At 46.4% G+C, this 19,158-nt stretch carries 18 protein-coding genes and 1 pseudogene; 16 read left to right on the forward strand and 3 right to left on the reverse strand.

Features of this window, described 5'->3' with window-relative positions; genetic code table 11:
* From pglZ to COY37_RS04190, 8 genes are all read left to right on the forward strand, one after another.
* Positions 1 to 2,379, forward strand: a 2,379-nt coding sequence (gene pglZ / locus COY37_RS04160) for a BREX-1 system phosphatase PglZ type A (protein ID WP_286976295.1), incomplete at its 5' end; no start/stop codon positions are given.
* A gap of 32 nt (positions 2,380 to 2,411) precedes the next feature.
* Positions 2,412 to 4,511: a BREX system Lon protease-like protein BrxL gene (brxL, locus tag COY37_RS04165; protein ID WP_286678270.1), complete on the forward strand. Its 2,100-nt coding sequence runs from the start codon at positions 2,412 to 2,414 to the stop codon at positions 4,509 to 4,511.
* A 142-nt stretch (positions 4,512 to 4,653) separates the two neighbouring features.
* The gene (locus tag COY37_RS04170) at positions 4,654 to 6,156 is read left to right on the forward strand and encodes a PIN domain-containing protein (protein WP_286678271.1); all 1,503 of its coding nucleotides are present in this window, start codon (positions 4,654 to 4,656) and stop codon (positions 6,154 to 6,156) included.
* Positions 6,134 to 6,604, forward strand: coding sequence for an ASCH domain-containing protein (locus COY37_RS04175; RefSeq protein ID WP_286678272.1), 471 nt, complete (start codon positions 6,134 to 6,136; stop codon positions 6,602 to 6,604). The genes COY37_RS04170 and COY37_RS04175 overlap by 23 nt, the downstream gene beginning before the upstream one ends.
* A gap of 710 nt (positions 6,605 to 7,314) precedes the next feature.
* Positions 7,315 to 7,767 carry a hypothetical protein gene (locus COY37_RS04180; protein ID WP_286678273.1) on the forward strand — a complete coding sequence of 151 codons (453 nt, stop codon included), beginning with the start codon at positions 7,315 to 7,317 and terminating at the stop codon, positions 7,765 to 7,767.
* Between the two features lie 252 nt (positions 7,768 to 8,019).
* Complete coding sequence (locus COY37_RS04185) at positions 8,020 to 8,208, forward strand: hypothetical protein (RefSeq protein WP_286678274.1); 189 nt, start codon at positions 8,020 to 8,022, stop codon at positions 8,206 to 8,208.
* 512 nt (positions 8,209 to 8,720) lie between these two features.
* The gene (locus COY37_RS11795; RefSeq protein WP_286678275.1) at positions 8,721 to 9,002 is read left to right on the forward strand and encodes a type II toxin-antitoxin system RelE/ParE family toxin; all 282 of its coding nucleotides are present in this window, start codon (positions 8,721 to 8,723) and stop codon (positions 9,000 to 9,002) included.
* An 11-nt stretch (positions 9,003 to 9,013) separates the two neighbouring features.
* Positions 9,014 to 9,316: a HigA family addiction module antitoxin gene (locus COY37_RS04190; RefSeq protein ID WP_286678276.1), complete on the forward strand. Its 303-nt coding sequence runs from the start codon at positions 9,014 to 9,016 to the stop codon at positions 9,314 to 9,316.
* Between the two features lie 376 nt (positions 9,317 to 9,692).
* Here the strand turns inward: COY37_RS04190 and COY37_RS04195 are convergent, their stop codons facing one another.
* Entirely contained in the window at positions 9,693 to 9,980 is a 288-nt protein-coding gene (locus COY37_RS04195) for a hypothetical protein (RefSeq protein ID WP_286678277.1), read from the reverse strand.
* 79 nt (positions 9,981 to 10,059) lie between these two features.
* On the opposite strand from COY37_RS04195, the gene COY37_RS04200 reads away from it, so the two are divergent.
* The 3 genes from COY37_RS04200 to rd all read left to right on the forward strand — a co-directional run bounded on the left by COY37_RS04200 (position 10,060) and on the right by rd (position 11,824).
* Positions 10,060 to 10,194: a hypothetical protein gene (locus COY37_RS04200; RefSeq protein ID WP_286678278.1), complete on the forward strand. Its 135-nt coding sequence runs from the start codon at positions 10,060 to 10,062 to the stop codon at positions 10,192 to 10,194.
* 83 nt (positions 10,195 to 10,277) lie between these two features.
* A complete protein-coding gene (locus COY37_RS04205; RefSeq protein WP_286678279.1) occupies positions 10,278 to 10,784 on the forward strand; it encodes a hypothetical protein in 507 nt (168 codons plus the stop codon).
* A gap of 341 nt (positions 10,785 to 11,125) precedes the next feature.
* Positions 11,126 to 11,824, forward strand: coding sequence for a rubredoxin (rd, locus tag COY37_RS11800; RefSeq protein ID WP_353682441.1), 699 nt, complete (start codon positions 11,126 to 11,128; stop codon positions 11,822 to 11,824).
* Positions 11,825 to 12,077: 253 nt separating this feature from the next.
* Here the strand turns inward: rd and COY37_RS04220 are convergent.
* Positions 12,078 to 12,275, reverse strand: a pseudogene (locus tag COY37_RS04220) (cold-shock protein); the annotation flags it as partial.
* A 323-nt stretch (positions 12,276 to 12,598) separates the two neighbouring features.
* Here COY37_RS04220 and COY37_RS04225 point away from each other — a divergent pair.
* From COY37_RS04225 to COY37_RS04240, 4 genes are all read left to right on the forward strand, one after another.
* The gene (locus COY37_RS04225) at positions 12,599 to 13,252 is read left to right on the forward strand and encodes a thymidylate synthase (RefSeq protein ID WP_286678280.1); all 654 of its coding nucleotides are present in this window, start codon (positions 12,599 to 12,601) and stop codon (positions 13,250 to 13,252) included.
* Between the two features lie 145 nt (positions 13,253 to 13,397).
* The gene (locus tag COY37_RS04230) at positions 13,398 to 14,084 is read left to right on the forward strand and encodes a PilZ domain-containing protein (RefSeq protein ID WP_286678281.1); all 687 of its coding nucleotides are present in this window, start codon (positions 13,398 to 13,400) and stop codon (positions 14,082 to 14,084) included.
* Between the two features lie 35 nt (positions 14,085 to 14,119).
* The gene (gene acs, locus COY37_RS04235) at positions 14,120 to 16,093 is read left to right on the forward strand and encodes an acetate--CoA ligase (RefSeq protein ID WP_286678282.1); all 1,974 of its coding nucleotides are present in this window, start codon (positions 14,120 to 14,122) and stop codon (positions 16,091 to 16,093) included.
* Between the two features lie 174 nt (positions 16,094 to 16,267).
* A complete protein-coding gene (locus tag COY37_RS04240; protein WP_286678283.1) occupies positions 16,268 to 16,657 on the forward strand; it encodes an STAS domain-containing protein in 390 nt (129 codons plus the stop codon).
* 119 nt (positions 16,658 to 16,776) lie between these two features.
* Here the strand turns inward: COY37_RS04240 and COY37_RS04245 are convergent, their stop codons facing one another.
* The gene (locus tag COY37_RS04245; protein WP_286678284.1) at positions 16,777 to 18,027 is read right to left on the reverse strand and encodes an S-layer homology domain-containing protein; all 1,251 of its coding nucleotides are present in this window, start codon (positions 18,025 to 18,027) and stop codon (positions 16,777 to 16,779) included.
* Positions 18,028 to 18,496: 469 nt separating this feature from the next.
* Here COY37_RS04245 and COY37_RS04250 point away from each other — a divergent pair, with 469 nt between their 5' ends.
* Positions 18,497 to 19,015 (forward strand): tetratricopeptide repeat protein, encoded by a 519-nt coding sequence (locus tag COY37_RS04250; RefSeq protein ID WP_286678285.1) that lies wholly within the window; start codon positions 18,497 to 18,499, stop codon positions 19,013 to 19,015.
* Positions 19,016 to 19,158: the final 143 nt, after the last annotated feature.

Raw genomic sequence — 19,158 nt, forward strand, 5'->3', positions numbered from 1 at the left:
GAAAAAATAGAGCTGACCAACAACGAGTTTGGCGTAAAATACCGCATACTTCGCGAACAACCGGAAGACAGGTTCTTGCTATACCGTGAAGGGGTGCAACCTGCCGATATTGAAAACTGGCTGTTGGATGTGCAGCTTGCACATGGCGAGTTTCGCACCGGCAAGACGGCGCTCTTACTAAGCGAGTTGGAGTTGGACCCGAGGTTTGATGGGGTTGTTAATGCGCACGCCGAATTCTTCCAGGCTGTAAAGCGCAAAGACGCCTTGAAACGCCTCTTAAAAAAAGACGATACGGAGGGCATAATCAGCTTGAAAATGCTGGCGATATGCGCGGGTGCCGAGCCTCGCATGGACGCAGTTATTGAGAATCTATTGGCGGAGTTGGCCGACGGTCAAGAGGAAAAGATCAAGCTCATCGGTCGCTGTGGGCTTGATGTGTTTCTCTGGCAACAGATGAACCGGTACTACGGATACAGCTCTTCTGCACCGGGGGTCCAAGATTTTGTGATCGAGCTTTTCAAATCCTGCTACTCCATGGGAGTTGAAGGCGAAGTCCGGTTAACGGGTGATGCGCTTGTCTTCTTAAAGCGCTGGAAGGATAGCCGCCAGTATGAGGACACCTTCGAAATGCTTTCCGATGAGTGTGCGGATATGCTTGCAATCGAGCAGGATTTGGCCAAGCGCGATTTTCGTGACCTCATCGACCTCGACTATTTTGAATTGATTGATAGAAAAATCATTAGCGACCTGGCAAAGAGTGTTGCCGAGCGTACTGTTACAGCAGGCGATGTGGCGCTTTGGGTTCGTCAGAGACGCCAGGGACATTGGTACGATGAATTTAAGGATTTATACCAGGCAATCGATCATGCGGCGCAATTCTTCCATATACTCGGTAAGGTTAAATTGTCCATGAATTCTATTACTGATGGCGCTCAACAGTATAGTAGTTTCTTGTTTAAGCTTGACCAGCACTATCGCAAATATATTTACCATGTACGGTGCGCAGCGCAGGCTTCATTGATGGGGCCTGTCACAGAGCAAGTCGAGAATTATTATTCAAATAATTATCTTCTGCCAGTAAATGATAGCTGGCAGTCTTTTGTAGATACCACTGATAAATGGGACGCAACACCTATCCCGTTGCAGCGAGACTTCTTCGAGTACCACGTGCGCCCATTCTTAAGTAAAGATAACAAAGTTTGTGTTATTGTCTCGGATGCGCTGCGCTATGAGATAGGTGAAGAATTCTTGCGCCTTATGAATAAGGAAGATCGATTTGAGGCAAAGTTAGAGGCTGCGCTCGCGATGCTGCCGACCTACACTCAACTGGGTATGGCGGCGCTCTTGCCGAACAAAGAACTATCCCTAGCAGACAACGATTCAGGAGTTGTCTTAGTCGATGGGCAAAGTTCACAAGGCAGACCAAATCGTATCAAGATTCTTTCTCAAGCTATGGACAAGAAAGCAACAGCCATTAAAGCTGATGAGCTGATGGCTATGACTAAGGATGAGTGTCGCATATTTATCCGTGATTACGACGTGGTCTACATCTACCACAATCGCATCGATGTAACCGGAGACAAGCGCGAATCCGAAGAGCGGGTTTTTGAAGCGGTTGAGGAGACCCTACAAGATTTGATTAAGTTGGTTAAGAAGCTTACTAGCGCTAATGCCAACAATCTTCTGGTAACGGCAGACCATGGGTTTATCTATCAAAACCGCGCAATCGACGAGAGTGATTTTTCGGGGCTCGATGCGGAAGGCGAAAAGATCAATTTCCGCGACAGGCGCTTTGTGCTCGGGAAGGGGTTAAAGGAAGTTTCCAGTTTGCGCAGATTTACCTCTGCAGAGCTGGGGCTTACCGGTGACGTGGAAGTGCAGATTCCCAAATCTATCAATCGCCTTCGCTTAAAAGGCTCCGGCAGCCGGTATGTGCACGGCGGAGCGTCTCTACAGGAAGTGGTTATTCCGGTTATTAAGATTAACAAAAAACGACAGAGCGATATTTCTATGGTCGAAGTCGAAATCCTGCGCGGTGCGAGCACGATTATTACATCAGGGCAGCTCGCGGTTGCTTTCTACCAGACGCAGGCAACTACCGATAAGGTGCAGCTCAGGAGTTTGCGAGCAGGCATTTACACGCAAGCTGATGAGCTGATCTCAGACAGTCATGAGCTTACCTTTGATCTGTCATCCGAAAACCCACGGGAGCGCGAACTCAAGGTGCAGTTTGTACTGACGCAAAAAGCTGATGAAGTAAACGGCCAGGAGGTTATCTTAAAACTGGAAGAGCAACAGGGAGAAACAACACATTATAAAGAGTACAAGTCGCTCAGATACACGATGCGAAGATCATTTACCAGCGACTTTGATTTTTAGATGCTTAAAGATACTGTAAAGGCGGGTGAGGCATGAGCGAGTTAGACCAAAAAATAAATGAACATTTCCCGGGGCTTGTCGTTCGCAAGGATTTAGTTAAAACAGTTAAGGGCAATGCTATTGTTCCAACCTATGTTCTTGAATACCTCTTAGGGCAATACTGCGCTACGAATGATGAGGCAACGATAGAAACCGGCATCGAAACCGTCAAAGAGATATTGCGGAAGCACTACGTGCACAGAAATGAAGCTGGTCTCATCCGGTCTACGATACGCGAGAAAGGCCGCCACAAGGTCATAGATAAAGTTAGCGTATCCTTGAACGATAAAAGGGACGTCTATGAGGCTGAATTTGCCAATCTTGGCATTAAACAGGTGTTGGTTGATACCGGTACAGTTAAAGCCCATCCCAAACTGCTGGTTAGCGGCGTTTGGTGTATAGCCGATCTCGAGTATGAGTTTACGGAAGATAAAGATGTCTCACCCTGGATTCTCGCAACATTAAAGCCAATCCAGCTATCGCATTTTGATTTTGATACGTATGTAGAGGCCCGTAAGCAGTTTACGACTGATGAATGGATTGACTTGCTAATTCAGAGCATCGGTTTTAATCCGGAGATGTTTGGACGGCGCAGTAAGCTGAGCCAACTTCTCAGACTCGTTCCGTATTGTGAGCGCAACTATAACTTAATCGAACTTGGTCCAAAAGGCACCGGCAAGTCGCACATTTACTCGGAGTTTTCTCCACACGGTATCTTAATCTCGGGCGGCGAGGTCTCGGTACCGAAGCTTTTTGTGAACAACGCGTCGGGTAAGATAGGGCTGGTCGGTTACTGGGATGTCGTTGCCTTCGATGAATTTGCGGGTAGGAAAAAGAAAGCCGACAAGGCTCTGGTCGATATTTTAAAGAACTACATGGCAAACAAATCCTTCTCTCGTGGTGTTGAGACGCTTGGGGCTGAGGCGTCGATGGTCTTTGTCGGCAACACGCAACATACGGTGCCGTATATGCTTAAGCACGCCGATTTATTCAATGAGCTTCCCGAGCAGTATCACGATTCGGCGTTTCTGGATCGTATTCATTTCTACGTTCCCGGCTGGGAAGTCGATATTATTCGCGGCGAAATGTTCTCCGACGGGTATGGTTTTGTGGTTGATTACCTTGCCGAAATCCTGCGCTCACTGAGAAACCATGATTACTCAGATCGCTACAACGACTACTTCTCACTATGCACCGACATTTCTACACGCGATAGAGATGGCATAAATAAGACGTTCTCTGGCTTGATGAAGATATTATATCCTCAAGGTGAGGCATCTTCAGAAGAAATCGAGGAGATACTTAAGATTGCCATTGAAGGTCGAAAGCGAGTCAAAGACCAGCTCATGCGACTTGATTCAACGTATGCCGAGGTTCGCTTTGTCTATGAAAGCAAGTCCGGTGAATCCCATGCGGTAAAAACCCTAGAGGAAGAAGAGTATCCGAATTATTATTACAGAATTGTGGGCGATGGTTCAGATGGCGAGGAAGTTGTCGTAGATGGAGATACTGGGGCGGGAGAAACCATTGTCGAGGATGAGCATGTAACTGCTGAAACGCCTGGCACCATAACGCAGGCAACTGAAATACCAACCCTAGAGGAGCGCCACTTTGTATTCCAAGAAAACCAAAGAGGAATCTCATATGAGACACTGTTTGGATCATACCTTAAGGATGCCACCAAGATTACTATCGTTGACCCATATATTCGGGCGTTTTACCAAATCCGTAACCTTATGGAACTTCTGGAGTTAATCACAAAGATTAAGCCAAAAGAGAACGAGGTGAAAGTTCACGTCGTTACATCCAAAGATCCTGATGGGTTTAAGCACGAACAGCAGGAAGAAAACCTTCAGAAGATAAGTGAATCCGCTTTGGCCATAGGCATTTACTTAACATGGGATTATGCGAAGCAAAATAGTATCCATGCTCGCAGCATAACAACCAATCATGGTTGGAAGATATCACTAGACCGAGGACTAGATATTTTCCAACATTACGATATGAACGACGACCTAGCATTTGCAAATCGACTACAAGAAGCCAGACCGTGTAAGGCTTTTGAAGTTACGTTTTTGAGAAGTGAGAAGTAATAGCCAACTCAAAATTATCGCACAAGAGCATCCAACCTTATGATTGATTTCATTGTTTGTTTTGAACGCTCGCAGGGTATTCGCTCCTTATGAGCGAAATAATCTAGGATACTTTTTATAAACGAATCCCAGGTTGAAAATTATGCGCATATTAATTGATACGAATATCTTTATCCATAGAGAAAGTCAATCTTTAGTGCCTGATGCGCTGCAAGGATTGCTAAAGATTCTGCACAATTCTGATGTTAGGATTCTAATACACCCGCTCTCGATTAAAGAGATTGAAGGCAATCGCAATAGTAATCAAAAGGAGATATTGCTCTCCAAAATTGAGACGTATCCGCGGTTAGAGAGTCCGCCCGAGTCCAAAGAGGACGATAAGTTTCAAGCGATTGTCGGTGAGCCTACTAAGATAAACGACTATATCGATAATAGTTTGCTTTATTGCGTCCTTAAGAATGCTGTCGATTTTCTGATCACCGAGGATAAAGGGATACGAAAAAAAGCGGAGCGGTTAGGTATTGCGCACCGCGTTCTAAATATCGACGAGTCTTTTGAATACTTCAAAAAACAATTCACGGGAGTTGAAGTTCTAGCACCGCCCGCGTTAGAGGAGTTACCCGTACATAATCTGGATTTATCGGACCCGATTTTTGATTCACTCAAAGAAGACTACCCCGAGTTTTCGGAGTGGTGGGGAAAAATTAGTCGAGAGGGTAGGAAAGCGTGGGTTTATCAACGCGAGAATGAGTTGATAGGCGCGATTCTTATGTATAAAGACGAGAATGAATCAGTAGATTCAGAGCCGAGTTTGCCGGCAAAGCCTAGGATCAAGATATCTACCCTAAAAGTTACACACGTCGGATATAAAATTGGTGAGCTTTTCATCAAGATGTCGATCGATTTTGCTATCCAAAAAGGTATAGACGAAATCTATCTTACACATTTCTCAAAAACAAACGATGAACTCGTCGACTTAATTGAACAATTTGGCTTTCATAAAGTAGCCGTTAAAAAGACGGTGAAAGGCGATGAAGATGTCTTTGTTAAGAGGACAATATCTGATAGGAAGCTAGAACCAATTACTCTAATCGCTAAGGAGTTCTACCCCAGCTTTTATGACGGGGAACAAGTGAATAAATTTATAGTACCGATTTGGCCTGAATACCATGCGCGACTATTCCCCGACTATGGAACGAGACAACTGTCTTTGTTGGAGTACGGTGGCGATCTCTTAGCCGAAGGGAATGCGATTACAAAGGCATATCTCGGCCATCCGCGAGTAAAGAAGATGAGCGATGGTGATATCTTACTGTTCTATCGTTCAAGAGTGGAATCAGGAATAACGGCCTTAGGGGTTATCGAGGATGTTTATTATGATATAGCGAGCTCAGACGATGTCATTCGCATTGTAGGAAAACGGACGGTTTTTGATAGGGCAGGAATAAATGAAATGACAGAAAGTCCTGTTACAATCATCAAATTTCGTTTTCATTTTTATTTAAAGGATCGGTTGAATCCCAATGATTTACAGGAGATTGGAATATCAACAACAGCCCTCCAATCGATACTACAGATAAACCATGAGAATTATTTACAGATAAAGAAAAAAGGTGGGATTGATGAGCGTTTTACTGTCGATTAAGCCCAAATATGTAGAGAAGATAATCGATGGCGACAAAAAGTATGAGTTCAGAAAAGCCATATTTAAAGTCGATTGCCAAATGATTTACATATACGCATCTATGCCGGTTAAAAAAATCGTTGGTGCAATATTCCCGGGGCAGGTTGATGAGGACACCCCTAAAAACCTGTGGTTGAAATATAAAGATCTAGCTGGAATACAAGAAAACGAATTCTTCGAATATTATGCAGGGAAAGCAAAAGGTTTTGCTATAGAAATAGGGCAAGTAGGTTTATTTGAGAATCCTATCGATCCTCGGGAGTGTTTGCCGGATTTTTCACCCCCACAATCCTTTTGTTATGTTAATGATGAATTGCTAGAACGTCACGACTTAATAGTTGATGGTGACGTTTTTAAGCCTGATGTTATGCAGCGGTCTCTATTCGATATTGTTCAATCAGCAACGTAGTGTGATTAGCGACTTGTTAAAAGGGAGAAAAATTGAGTATTTTTTGGACGCAACAAGGCGCTTTCAGGCGAGTAGATTATGAAAGCGAAAATGACTTAGAGCAATCAATCCTCCAAGTTAAACGTGAGTTGTTTGGACTGAACCGTATTTACTTGGATGTGAAAAAGAAGTAAGCGTAAAAGTGTGTCCTGAAGAATGAATTGCACTGAAAGGAGAGTGAAGACGCAACTCATTCATGCTTTGTAAGAGATGAGGGAAGGCCCCTCGAAATCGGTATTCAGGTACAGGTTTCAAACCGCCTTTGGGTGCTGCAGTCAAAAGCTGTGGTACTGAGCGCAAACGGAAAAGGCTAATACATTAGTCAGGTGCGTGCCATGAAGCTGAACGAAAGTGAAGAACCGACGAAGCGTCGTTAATACGAATAATGCAGTCAAAACCAGGGGCTTTTTACACTGCTGGGATAAATCTGACGGAAACCTGATTACTGGTCAGGTGGCTGTCGGCGTAGAGGTTACAGGAGCATGGCACAGGCTCTTACAAGGAATCTTAATTGTCGATCAAATGCTATTGTGCTCCGCTAACAGATAAGCTTTCCGGCGTGTAGGCAGCAATATAATTGTTCTGCTAGAATAAACACGAGGGTCAAGTGCTAAGTAACTAGTGAACTTTAAACCGAGGATTATGTCGATAAAGATCGTTAGAAAGCTATCATGACCAACATTGTAATCGTGACAGAAAGCATAGACAGCGATGGCGTAGAATATGGCCCGATAAAGGGTGTACCAAAATCCGAGGACCCTATTGAGAAAGCTGTAGCCGTAGCAGAGGCAAGGGGCGCTGACTTTACTGGAATAACGATTAAGAGCAGCGATTACCACGATGGCTCGTCGTATGGATTTATCCTCGTCGGCCGACCAAATATCTATCTACAGGGCGTCGATTTAGCGGCAGATTGCGCGTGGTATTGTGACAAGATGCGAAGCCTTTATGAGAAATTAAGCGTGCATGAACCGCTTCCTGCCGAGCTGCGGCGCCGTTATAAGAGGCTAAGCGCTGATGAAGCTCTTGCTGATAGGTTGAATGATGTCGTAGAATCAATAGTAAGAACATTATTGCACGAATATTGCCACCTAAAAACACTTGATGCTACAGGAATTATCTAGAATTTGGTTTTGATAGCCGATTTACTGAGTATATAGACCATGTGGCCATAATGAGAAATGGTGGCCCAGAAGCGCTGCTTCAAATGAAACAACGCGACCGTTATGAAGCGATAGGCGAATGGATTGCAGAAGATTATAGGCTGCTTTTAGATCCAGACTCGCGTACCATAACTGCAATTCAATAACACAGGATTTAGTATATCCGTACCTAGCTGAGGACCGGCGCGATTATTTGAAAGGGGCTCTCGGATTATGAGAGACAAACGACCGAATTTGGATATCTCCTCTGAAGATATCGAGAGAATCAGAAAAGAAGTTGCCACCAGAGTAGAGAAGGGCATCCCCAAGAGTGAGGTCGAGAAGATCATGGCTCCGGCGAAGAAGAAAAAAGTAGGGGTTGCACACGCTGCCTCTAAGAAAATCAGCCAAGCTCATTTCTAGCGCGCTCTAGGCCTCAGCGAGGTTATGTTCTCGCATCTCTTATCATCATCGAGCTCCACTCAAGCTGCCAACACAAAGGGAGCGAGGTTACACCATGACCAAGGGATTGCATTTGCTAACGACTGGACTTAGCACTTGTCTTTCATAGCGCTTCCATCAGTTAAGATTTGCTCAAACTCGAGGGGTCAAAAAGGGGTCAGAACCCACATCACGCCATTCTCTTGGCGACAACCAGTGCATAATGGCCACTTCAAATGTGCAGGCCAGAGCACTGAAACACAAACCATTCAGGCTATTCTTAGCCACTGTAGCCACTCATAATCCCTTGGTCGTAGGTTCGAATCCTACAGGGCCCACAGCCGATCCTTGGTAGAGTGCCGGGGGTTTTTGTTTTGGTTGAGAATCCGTAGAGTCCGAGTAATGTCGCTGCGGTTTTTGTTATGACGGGGAGGTTGCATTATGCTGGCTTTAACGTTTGACGTTTAACGCGTAACGTTATAACATTAAAACCGATGATAAAATCATTCAAGGACAAAGAAACTGAAAAGGTCTACAGTCGGGAGGGCTCCAACAAGCTACCTCGGGATATTCAGCAGGTTGCGTTGCGAAAACTACGGATGATAAATAACGCCAAGAACCTTAATGATCTACGAATTCCGCCCGCTAATAGATTAGAGCGGCTTAAAGGAGATCGTGAAGGCCAGCTTAGTATAAGAATTAACGATCAGTGGCGTATCTGTTTTGTATGGCAGGGCGGGGATGCCTATGAAATCGAAATAACAGACTACCATTAGAAAGGGGTATCATGAAAAAAAAGCTACATTCGGTACATCCCGGCGAAGTACTCTTAGAGGAGTTTCTCAAGCCTATGGATATGAGTCAGAACAGGTTAGCTATAAACATCGGTGTGCCGGCGAGAAGGATAAACGAGATCGTTCTCGGTAAACGAAGCATTACCGCAGACACCGCGCTGAGGCTTGCGAGGTTCTTTGGCACCTCTGCTGAGTTCTGGCTCGGCCTGCAAGCCCAGTATGACCTAGATGTTACAGCAGAAGCGCTTGGGGAGAGGTTAGAGCGAGAAGTGAAGAAACGTGCCGATGCTGGATAAAATTATCGACTTATTTTGAAAACGTGATATTATATCACCGCAGTTCAGGCATACAATCTGCAGCCTTTCTTATCAATTCAAAGTTATTGATTTTATTATTTTTGGTAGTCGGATGGGGTTCGGAGGAATCTTCTTCTGGTCTAAGCCGGGGCAAGATGGTTATCGCATGCCTTTAAGACTGGAATATTTTGGATTTGCCGGCTCGAGGTGAAACTTAAATTTACCGCAAGCCTGGCAAGATTGTACTCTCGCTTTAAGCTCGACAGGAACCTGTACTCGCCACGTTTTACCACATTTTTCACAGCTAAGTTCTTTGACCAAGGGTGAAACCTCCAACGGCAAATAGTTTTAAAGAGTTGGTATTGGAGCGGATATGTTAGTCTGTCCGTCTTGCTGAGAACCCATAATCTGGAAGAGACTTTATAACCGCTATGAAGTGTTCCTCTGAGCCGGGTTCAAGCAGGTCAGCCATGTTGATGGATAGAACGGTTGTCCCAGAAGCGGTAAATTGTGGTGCACTAAGTGGCTTGCTCATAATGAACTTGATTTCCCGGACGGCTTTGGCATCATGCCCGGTTACAGCGACCCTGCCGTTGGCAAATTTGGCTTCAACTATGCCCAAGGCAGGCCTTCCCTTAAATCTATCAATCACAAACCTAGACATATTACCTCCAGCTCTTCTTTACATTATTTATTATTATCGGTATGAGGCGTAAGGGTCTTAACGATGTTTCTAGAAGCTAATGCTCAGTTTACCATTAAAATTAAAGAGCTGTTCAGCCGCTAAGATAACACTATCGTATATTTCTATCGCCGGCAAGGAAGTCCCGATCGATGAGGCCGAAATTCTGCGGGCGATAGAAGAGGCGGTTAGGTAAATTTCTCGAATTCACTAGACGAAACCCCTGCTTGATAGCGTATAATTAGTCAAACGACGGATACTCATAGGGGTACGGGTGTTATGGTGAAGAAAGTATTGGTTGCTATAAGCATCCTGTTTTTTCTAGCGGTAAATAGCATTGCTGCGTTTGTTATTGTCGAGCGACAGCATGAGATCGCTCAATTCAATTTTTTAGTCGAGCAGGCTAAGGCGCTTTCGCGGTTGGATGAGACGATTGCGAAGGATCTGGCGAATACAGGTGACAGCCGGGGGCTGGGTGTGGTTGAGGATGAGGCGCCGCAGATTAAGAGCAAGCTTGTCGACCGGTCCGTGGTGAATGATCTGCGCGCGCTTAAATCTAACCTGGTCTTGATTAGCGAGTTTCAGTATGAGCTGGCGCGGTTTGAGGGAAAGAGGAAGTCTGACAACCGCGATTCCAGGTCTGCGCTGGGAGAGAGCGAAAAAATGAAGGATGAGGCGTATGAGTTCTTTAAAGCCCATGAGCGCGTCAAAAAGGATATAGAGCGCTTCTGCAAGAAATGGAAGCTGAACTCGGGTGACTTTAAAATTAGGGGTAAATTGTTTTAAATTACCATAATTCGGTAGAGCGAGTGCAAATCATCTGAAGGTCTGTCCGCCGGAGTCGAATGTGTGGCTTATGTCGAAAAACTGGTCGGAGGGCACGGCACCCTCACCGCGTGACGTGATCGGGCATCCATATCTCAAGGGCATTGAGTTTTCCGGGAAGTTGCTTGTAAACGTCATAGAAGCTACTGGGAAAGAAGATAAACCTCTGTAAAGTTTAGCGCCTGCTAGATAATGGGAATTATCTAGCTAAATTCATTATTACCAAGCAAGGACCCTCTTGTTTATGAAGAGGCGCGGTCCGGTATAAAGGTATAAGACCCGGAAAAGGAGAGAAATGAATCATGGATAACAAAGTCTTATATAAGATAAGCTACGGCCTTTACGTTGTAAGTTCGAAGAAAGGGGATAAGCTCAACGGGCAGATCGCAAACGCGGTCGTTCAGATAACATCCGAGCCCCCCACGATTGCGGTTAGCATAAACAAGCAGAATCTTACCCACGAGTTCATCGCGGATAGTGGGGTGTTCATCGTTTCAATCCTGGCCAAAGAGGTTCCGATGACGACTATCGGGAACTTCGGCTTTAAATCGGGCAGGGAGCTGGATAAGTTCAAGGGTGTGAACTATAAACTCGGTACAAACGGGGCCCCGATTCTTGTGGATGATACCGTGGGATATTTGGAGGCTAAGGTCGTCGGCAGCCTGGATTGCGGGAGCCATACTATCTTCCTTGGCCAGATAACCGACGCCGAGGCGTTGAGTAATACCGAGCCCATGACCTACGCCTACTATCACGAGGTAAAACGAGGGACAGCTCCGAAGACGGCGCCGACCTATATCAAAGAAGAACCTGTAGAAGAACCAAAGACATTGGAGAAGCGCATGGATAAATATATTTGCACGGTGTGCGGATATGTATACGACCCCGAAGTGGGTGATCCCGATTCGGGTATAGCACCTGGAACCGCGTTTGAAGATATCCCCGACGACTGGGTGTGCCCGGTTTGCGGAGCCGGCAAGGCCGATTTTGAGAAAGCATAAAAAGAATATAAACCGATATTAAAAAAAGATTGAAGGGCTCACGATGAGCCCTTCAATCTTTATAGCGCAATTCCGTGAATTGATATTAGCGGCGTTTTAGTCTGTTCGCGAGGTCTTGCTGGTTTTCCTTGCTGCTCTTGCGAAGTGCTTTTAGTTGGTCTTCGATGCTTCTATTAAACGGTTTGTCCTGATCACGATTATCGCGACCATTGCTTGTCCTCGGTCTGTGTTCTGAGGGCTGTTCGCTGCGTGAGATAATCTTCACGTCAATCGCATTCTCACCCTTCGGTCCGCTGGAGACACTGTACTCGACGATATCGCCTTCGTTCAGGTTCTTAAAGCCTTCACCCTGGATAGCCTTGTGGTGCACAAATAAATCCGGGCCGTTTTCTTGCTCAATAAAGCCGAAACCCTTTTTGCTGCTAAACCATTTTACTTTACCTTGAGCCATTCTTTTCACCTCCAGGTGACCGGTACACCGTGCCCCGGTTTTTTCGTCCAACTCACGGCAGCAAGCGGTTGCCGTTACCCGACCATAATCATCTGGTGGTTATTTCAGATATAGTGGACTTTTATATTATCCACGATAGATGCACTTTTGTATAGAACCACCTGAAAAATCGCTATTGTTATGCTAGCAAAACTAGGCAATGGATGGCCGGCGATAGCTAAATACGCCGAATGGGCATATTGTGTATACGAGACGGCATTGATACTATGATTGGTACTATGGGCTTGCGGCCCTAGGGGGCAAGCTGATTACGAGGAGGGTCAATGAAACTCACCCAAATTACTGCACGAGATATTCCCGATGCCTGGTTCCAAGCGATCAACGCGGTTGTTAATGATGGGTTCGAATACAAGATCGATCGTGGGAGCTACCAGGGCTCGAAGCGCAGAGAGCTTGACTTCGTCACGATTCAAATAGAATACCCGGGCACCAAGCCGCTCGTGCCCGACATTCCGGCGCATCTCGGTCTTATCCCACCTGCTTCCGAGGAATACGTTCAGGATTATCTGAAATATCTTATGACCTCCGAGAAGCAAGAGAACGAGCAGTACACGTACGGCGAATTTCTAGAACCGCAGCTCTTCGAAGTTATACGCATGTATAAAGAAGACGGTCTCATGACCAACCAGGCATGTATGGCGGTTTGCGATACAAATTCCATTTATCTGGAAGATCCGCCGTGTCTGCGTCAGGTCGATACAAGGGTGCGCTACGGCAAACTTCACTTCTATGTGTATTTTCGCTCCTGGGATTTATGGGGCGGCTTCCCGGCAAACCTCGCGGGTCTGCAGATGATGAAAGAGTTTATGGCGAGCGAGATAGGCGTAGATGACGGGGAGATTATCGCTGTCTCAAAAGGGCTGCACCTATACGAGTATGCATGGCCGTTGGCGAATATCCGGCTCGGCAGGAAGTAAGTACTTAAACGGTGGGTTTAGGCGTGCCGCTTAAGGACCGGAATTGCAACGTCGTCGATGAGGTTTCCCCGCGTAAACTCTTCACAAAGCGGTTGCTGGTTCTGCTTGTTTTAAGTTCCGGCTAGCTATGCCGATAGCCAGTATTATGGGGAAATCACCAAACGATGCTAAGTTAATAGACTGGCCGTATATAAAGAAGTTGCTGCAGCCCGGAACGCAGGTTGACGTGCAGTTTAGCGATGCCGATGAGCCGTTGCCGTATACTGTTGTAATGACGCTCGACACGCCGCTTATCTTCTGCCGTGCAATTGAAGACGTACGCCTCCCCTTTGTTGAGGAAGGCGCGACCCCGATGATGTTCATCCCGGCCACGCGAGATCTTTGTTCACTCAGAGTGGTTATAAAACAGCAGGCCGACAATTGCGCATACCTCGCGCTAAGCCCGATTGCGAGCGCACAGATATTAAAGCGCAGGAGGGCAATCCGCATTAAGTCCGCCGATGATATCAGCTACCGGGTTCGTTTTGAAGGGAAGAGCAATATCTATAAAGGCATCGCCGTGCAGGATATTGGGCGCGGTGGAGTGGGGCTACTGGTATACGCGGCGAGTCCCATCCAGGAAGGCATGCAGGCCGAGATCGAAATCGTCCTGCCGCAGGCCAGCGAAAAAGCCTGCGCGACGGGTTCGGTCTCTTATTGCATTCAGCACGGGAATCTTGCACGAATGTACCGGATCGGTATCCGGTTTACGACGATAAGCCCGCGGGATAAACAAATGATCGCTATGTATATCGACAGCTCCCTTAAGGCCGAGAAATCCAGCATTACTTAACAAGTAGGGAGAGATAATTAAGGGGAGGTTAAAGAATGACGGAACAGACAGGTCTGACTGTACTTGAGGAGGATCAAATGGTGCTCCCTCCAAGGCCGGAATTTAGCGCAAACGCTTATATAAAGAGCATGGAAGAGTATGAGGCTCTTTACAAGAGGTCGATTGAGGATCCAAACGGGTTCTGGGCCGAGATAGCGGAAAAAGAACTCACATGGTTCAAGAAATGGGATAAGGTCCTCGATTACGATTTTAATAAGCCGTATATCAAATGGTTTCAGGGTGGCAAGCTAAACGCCTCATACAACTGCCTTGATAGGCATCTGGATACCTGGAGAAAGAACAAAGCGGCTATTATCTGGGAAGCCGACGATGGTACATCCAAAACTTACACCTACCAGCAGCTCCATCGTGAGGTTAACAGGTTCGCAAATGTTCTCAAGAAAAAAGGTGTAAAGAGAGGCGATAGAGTATCTCTCTATCTTCCTATGATTCCGGAACTTGCAATTGCGATGCTCGCATGTGCAAGAATCGGCGCAATTCACAGCGTGGTGTTTGGTGGATTTAGTTCCCAGGCCTTACGCGATAGGATCCAGGATTGCGAAGCGAAAGTACTCGTCGTAGCGGACAACGGTATGCGTGGCGGAAGGGTAGTACCGCTTAAGAAGAATTCAGATGCCGCACTTGAGCAGTGCCCGTCAATACAGAGCGTAATCGTCGTCAACAGGGCCGGCGATACCGAAATGAAGGAAGGAAGAGATACCTGGTGGCATGAAGAGATGGCCGCAAACGATATCTCTAGCTACTGCGAGCCGGAGCACATGGATGCTGAAGACCCACTCTTCATCCTCTACACATCAGGCTCGACCGGCAAGCCAAAAGGCGTTCTTCACACAACCGGCGGCTACACCCTCTACACAGCGCTTACATTCAGGTTGACTTTTGATTATAAAGAAGAGCAGACCCACTTCTGCACGGCAGATATCGGTTGGGTTACCGGACACAGCTATGTCGTGTACGGACCTCTGACATGCGGCGCTACAAGCATAATGTTTGAAGGTGTCCCGAGCTATCCGGATGCGGGAAGATTTTGGGATATAATCGACAAATATCAGGTTAATATATTCTACACGGCCCCTACGGCCATCAGGGCGCTCATGAAAGAAGGCGACGGCTGGGTTGAGAAATACGATCTTTCATCACTAAAGGTTCTCGGAACCGTCGGTGAGCCGATCAACCCGGCAGCGTTTATGTGGTACTACAATAAGGTCGGTAAAAGTAAACTCCCGATTGTTGATACCTACTGGCAGACAGAGACCGGCGGTTTCTTAATCACACCGCTACCCGGTGCAATGACATTGAAACCAGGTTCGGCGACAAGGCCGTTCTTCGGCGTCGAGCCAAAGGTCGTCAAAGAGGACGGCTCACCGGCCCCAGTAGATGAGCAGGGCTACCTGGTAATCGATAAGCCGTGGCCGGGAATGCTGCGCGGTACGTATGGCGATCCTGAGAACGCCAGAATTAAAGAAGTATATTTCAGCCGCTTCCCAGGCAAGTACTTCACGGGAGACGGCGCAAGGGTCGACAGAGACGGCGACTTCTGGATCACGGGACGAATTGACGATGTTATCAACGTATCCGGTCACAGGCTCGGCACGGCCGAGGTGGAATCGGCTCTCGTAAGTCACCCATCCGTAGCCGAGGCCGCAGTTGTCGGATTCCCGCATGACATTAAGGGCGAGGGTATCTACGCATACGTAACACTCAAAGACGGCTTCAAGCCATCGCCTGAGCTTAAGAAAGAGCTGGTAACCCACGTAAGGACCATCATTGGCCCGATCGCAAGTCCCGATAAGATGCAATTCGCACCGGGACTTCCGAAAACGAGAAGCGGTAAGATTATGCGGAGGATTTTAAGAAAGATCGCCCACAATGAGATTAGCGAGCTTGGCGATATCTCAACCCTCGCAGATCCTTCGGTTGTAGAGTCACTCATAAAAGAGCGCCTCTAATAACATAACTCGATAGCATTTATCAAATAAAAGGGCCGGTTTGAAAGAAACCGGCCCTTTTATTGTTCATTGACTCCTGACTCCGCTCACATTTTATGTTTTGCATTCGGCGTTTCGGGAATTATAAATAAAAAGGAAATTTTTGTGCACAGTTTTATCAGAGGTGATTTATAGTTGCAAGAAAAACAATTGAACGATTTAAGCATACGGAGGATGATGGTTAACAACGTAGACATGATCGTTGCTGGCGGGGAGTGTGATATTTGTTCGGTTCAGCTTCTAAAGGATGAGATCGCTGAAACTATTAACGAAGGAAACAAAAAACTTATTGTTGATGTGAAGAAACTGAACTATTTAGACAACAGTGGTTTGGCCGCAATTCTGTGGGCACGGCATAAGATTGAAGAAAACGACGGGAGGCTTGTGGTCGTAGGGTTAAATGGAAAATTCAGGCGCAAGCTCAGCTCATTTGGCAATCTCCTCAGCATCGTTTCCTCTGTGCGGGAAGCGCTCGGAATTCTTAGTAAGAGCGGTTTAAGCTACAAACAGACTTCTAATTTCTAACAAGCTCTTAGAAAACAAGGAAAACAAGGAACATGGAGATTAAAAGGCTAGTGGCTCAGGGGAGCATAATCGCCCTGAGCCACTAGCCGTATGTGCCTAAAATCTTGTGTTTTTGTGTTTTAATTATGCAGCATCAAAGAAATAATCTTACACGCTTCGGCCCTTGTAGCGCGGTTTTGTGGTCTGAATGTGCCGTCCGTATAGCCGGAGAGAATGCCGGTCTCTCTTAGCGTTGAGATATACCCATCCGCCCAATGCCCGCTGCAATCCGTGAAGCCGCTTGGGGTACTCTTCAGGTTCATGTTTTTAGCGTTACAAATCATCTTGCATATCTCTGCCCGCGTCACATAATTGTTCGGCTTGAAAACGTCGCCCGCGTATCCGTCGGTTATGCCGAGTTTTTTGGCCTTTTCTATGTAGGCTGATGCCCAATGTGAGACCGTATCGTTGAACGACGGAAACACATTCGGATCCGGTTCTTGGCCCAGCGCTGCGAGAATCATTTTACAGAATTCCGCGCGGGTTATGTTGTTTTGAGGCTTAAAGCTACCATCGCTGTAGCCGTTTACAACGCTGCTATCAACAAGAGACATAACATCCGCATAGAACCAGTCTCTCGACCAGATATCGTTGAAATTGGTTGAAGCCGAGTTATGTGTGGGTTCTACCTTATCGCCCTCAACGACGGTTGTTGATTCCTTAGACCCATTATCTTCAGAGCCGTCACCGGAACCACCTGAGCCTCCGCCAGAGCCACCACCGGAACCACCGCTGTCATCGCTACCTATTTCATATGTAGCAAAGCCGTCATCGGGGACCGAATCGAAAATCTTATAAGTGCTGTCATCAAAAACGCACATAGACCAGTTGAACTTCGTTATATTTCCGAGAAAACTTGCCGGAATCCGGGCAATTATACTTGTGCCATCCGCGGTTTGAGTAACCTCTTCCGATCCGCCAAACTTTGTATGACCATCATGTACCGTGGCAGTGAGTTTGCTGATGCCGTTCTCCTCGAAATAAATTATCTCAACAAGACGTTCTATCCCGGGAAGATCGGGGATACCCGTATCGGCGTTCTGGTCGGTATCAATAAAAAAGCAAATGTGCTGGTTGGCAAGAAGGCTTTTATTAAAGGAGTCATAGGCTTTTACCGTAAACTCCACATTTGGGCCATCATCGGCGATCACCACTTTTTCAACATCAATCGCATATATCCCCTCCCTAGCATCGGTCCATTCAGCTTTGTTTTGTGGTATTATCTCTTGTTTTGAATATGTTGCGCCTATGGCCGGCGACCCCAACAATGAGCCCGATAGTAATAGTGTGAGTAGTGTGGTTGCACATAGTAAAACTAACTTTCTTGTCATATAATCTCCTCTCAAAGCTGACTCTCTAAATTGAGTGATCGCCCTTCGCTCGGTTAGATGGTAACCAATTGAAATTTGCTCAAGACCAGGCTTATTACCAGCATGTATGCTAATAACGCCTCGCCTGCAGGGCGGTCCGTTCTACCCCGAGCTACTAGCTTTTACCCGGAGAGAGGGTTTTTAAACTGTCCGACACAAAAGCTGCACTATCGGATAGGGATGTTGGAAGTAAACGCGTAAGGCATTGGTTATTACGGAAGCTGGAAGTTACTGTTAAAATATCGATAAAAATGAGAAACCACATGGTTGGATAATAATTAAAACTGCGTTATACTAAGAGCGAATTCTAAAACACGTGACAGCGGTGCTTAGTGGTCCCTTTTGGGAAACTTCGCACATAGTCTGAGCAACAGGTTTTTGCTAAAATGTAAGCAACCATCTAAGATGGATTAGAAGAGGTGAATTGTTTGTGAAAAAAAAGGTCATAATTGCAGTGATCGTCTTAGTGGCTATCGGCGGATTGATTTATGCAAGATCGAGGGCCATAGACTACTATAGTCTGCAGACGGCTATCGCTGAAGCTAAGGGCGATTTCCCAAGGGCGATAAATAGTTTCGATAAAGTTGTTCTTCTCAGCCCCAGGGATGCAGCAGCGTTTGTTTATCGGGCCAGGCTTTATTTTAATAACGGCAACACCAATGCCGCCATTGATGACCTTAATACGGCAATAAATATCGATAAGAAAAATCCGGAAGCCCACTTTGGAATATCGTTAATCAGGCTGCAGGAAGGCGATTTGAAGCAGGCCGTAAAAGAACTCGATCTTGTGATCAAGGAACGTCCAAAATGGATCGAAGCGTATCTTAGCCGCGAGGTCGCTTACAGGAAGCTCGGTGATAAAGACAAAGCGATCAAGGATCTTAAGCAGGTTTTAAAGCTTGAGCCGCAAAATCCGGCAGCGCTTAATTCGCTACGAGCCTTAGAATAGAATTTAATAAGAATTCGAAATAGCCCACCAGATACTGGTGGGCTATTTCTTTTAGTGTGCGCCCGGCATGGGCGATAGCTTGGCGGTGAAAGTCCGCTATGGGCTTGGCAGTGGGAACCATTAGCCAAGGGCAAGGGTGTCCA

The sequence above is a fragment of the Candidatus Aquicultor secundus genome (genome assembly GCF_002791875.1).
GTDB classification, from domain to species: Bacteria; Actinomycetota; Aquicultoria; order Aquicultorales; family Aquicultoraceae; genus Aquicultor_A; species Aquicultor_A secundus.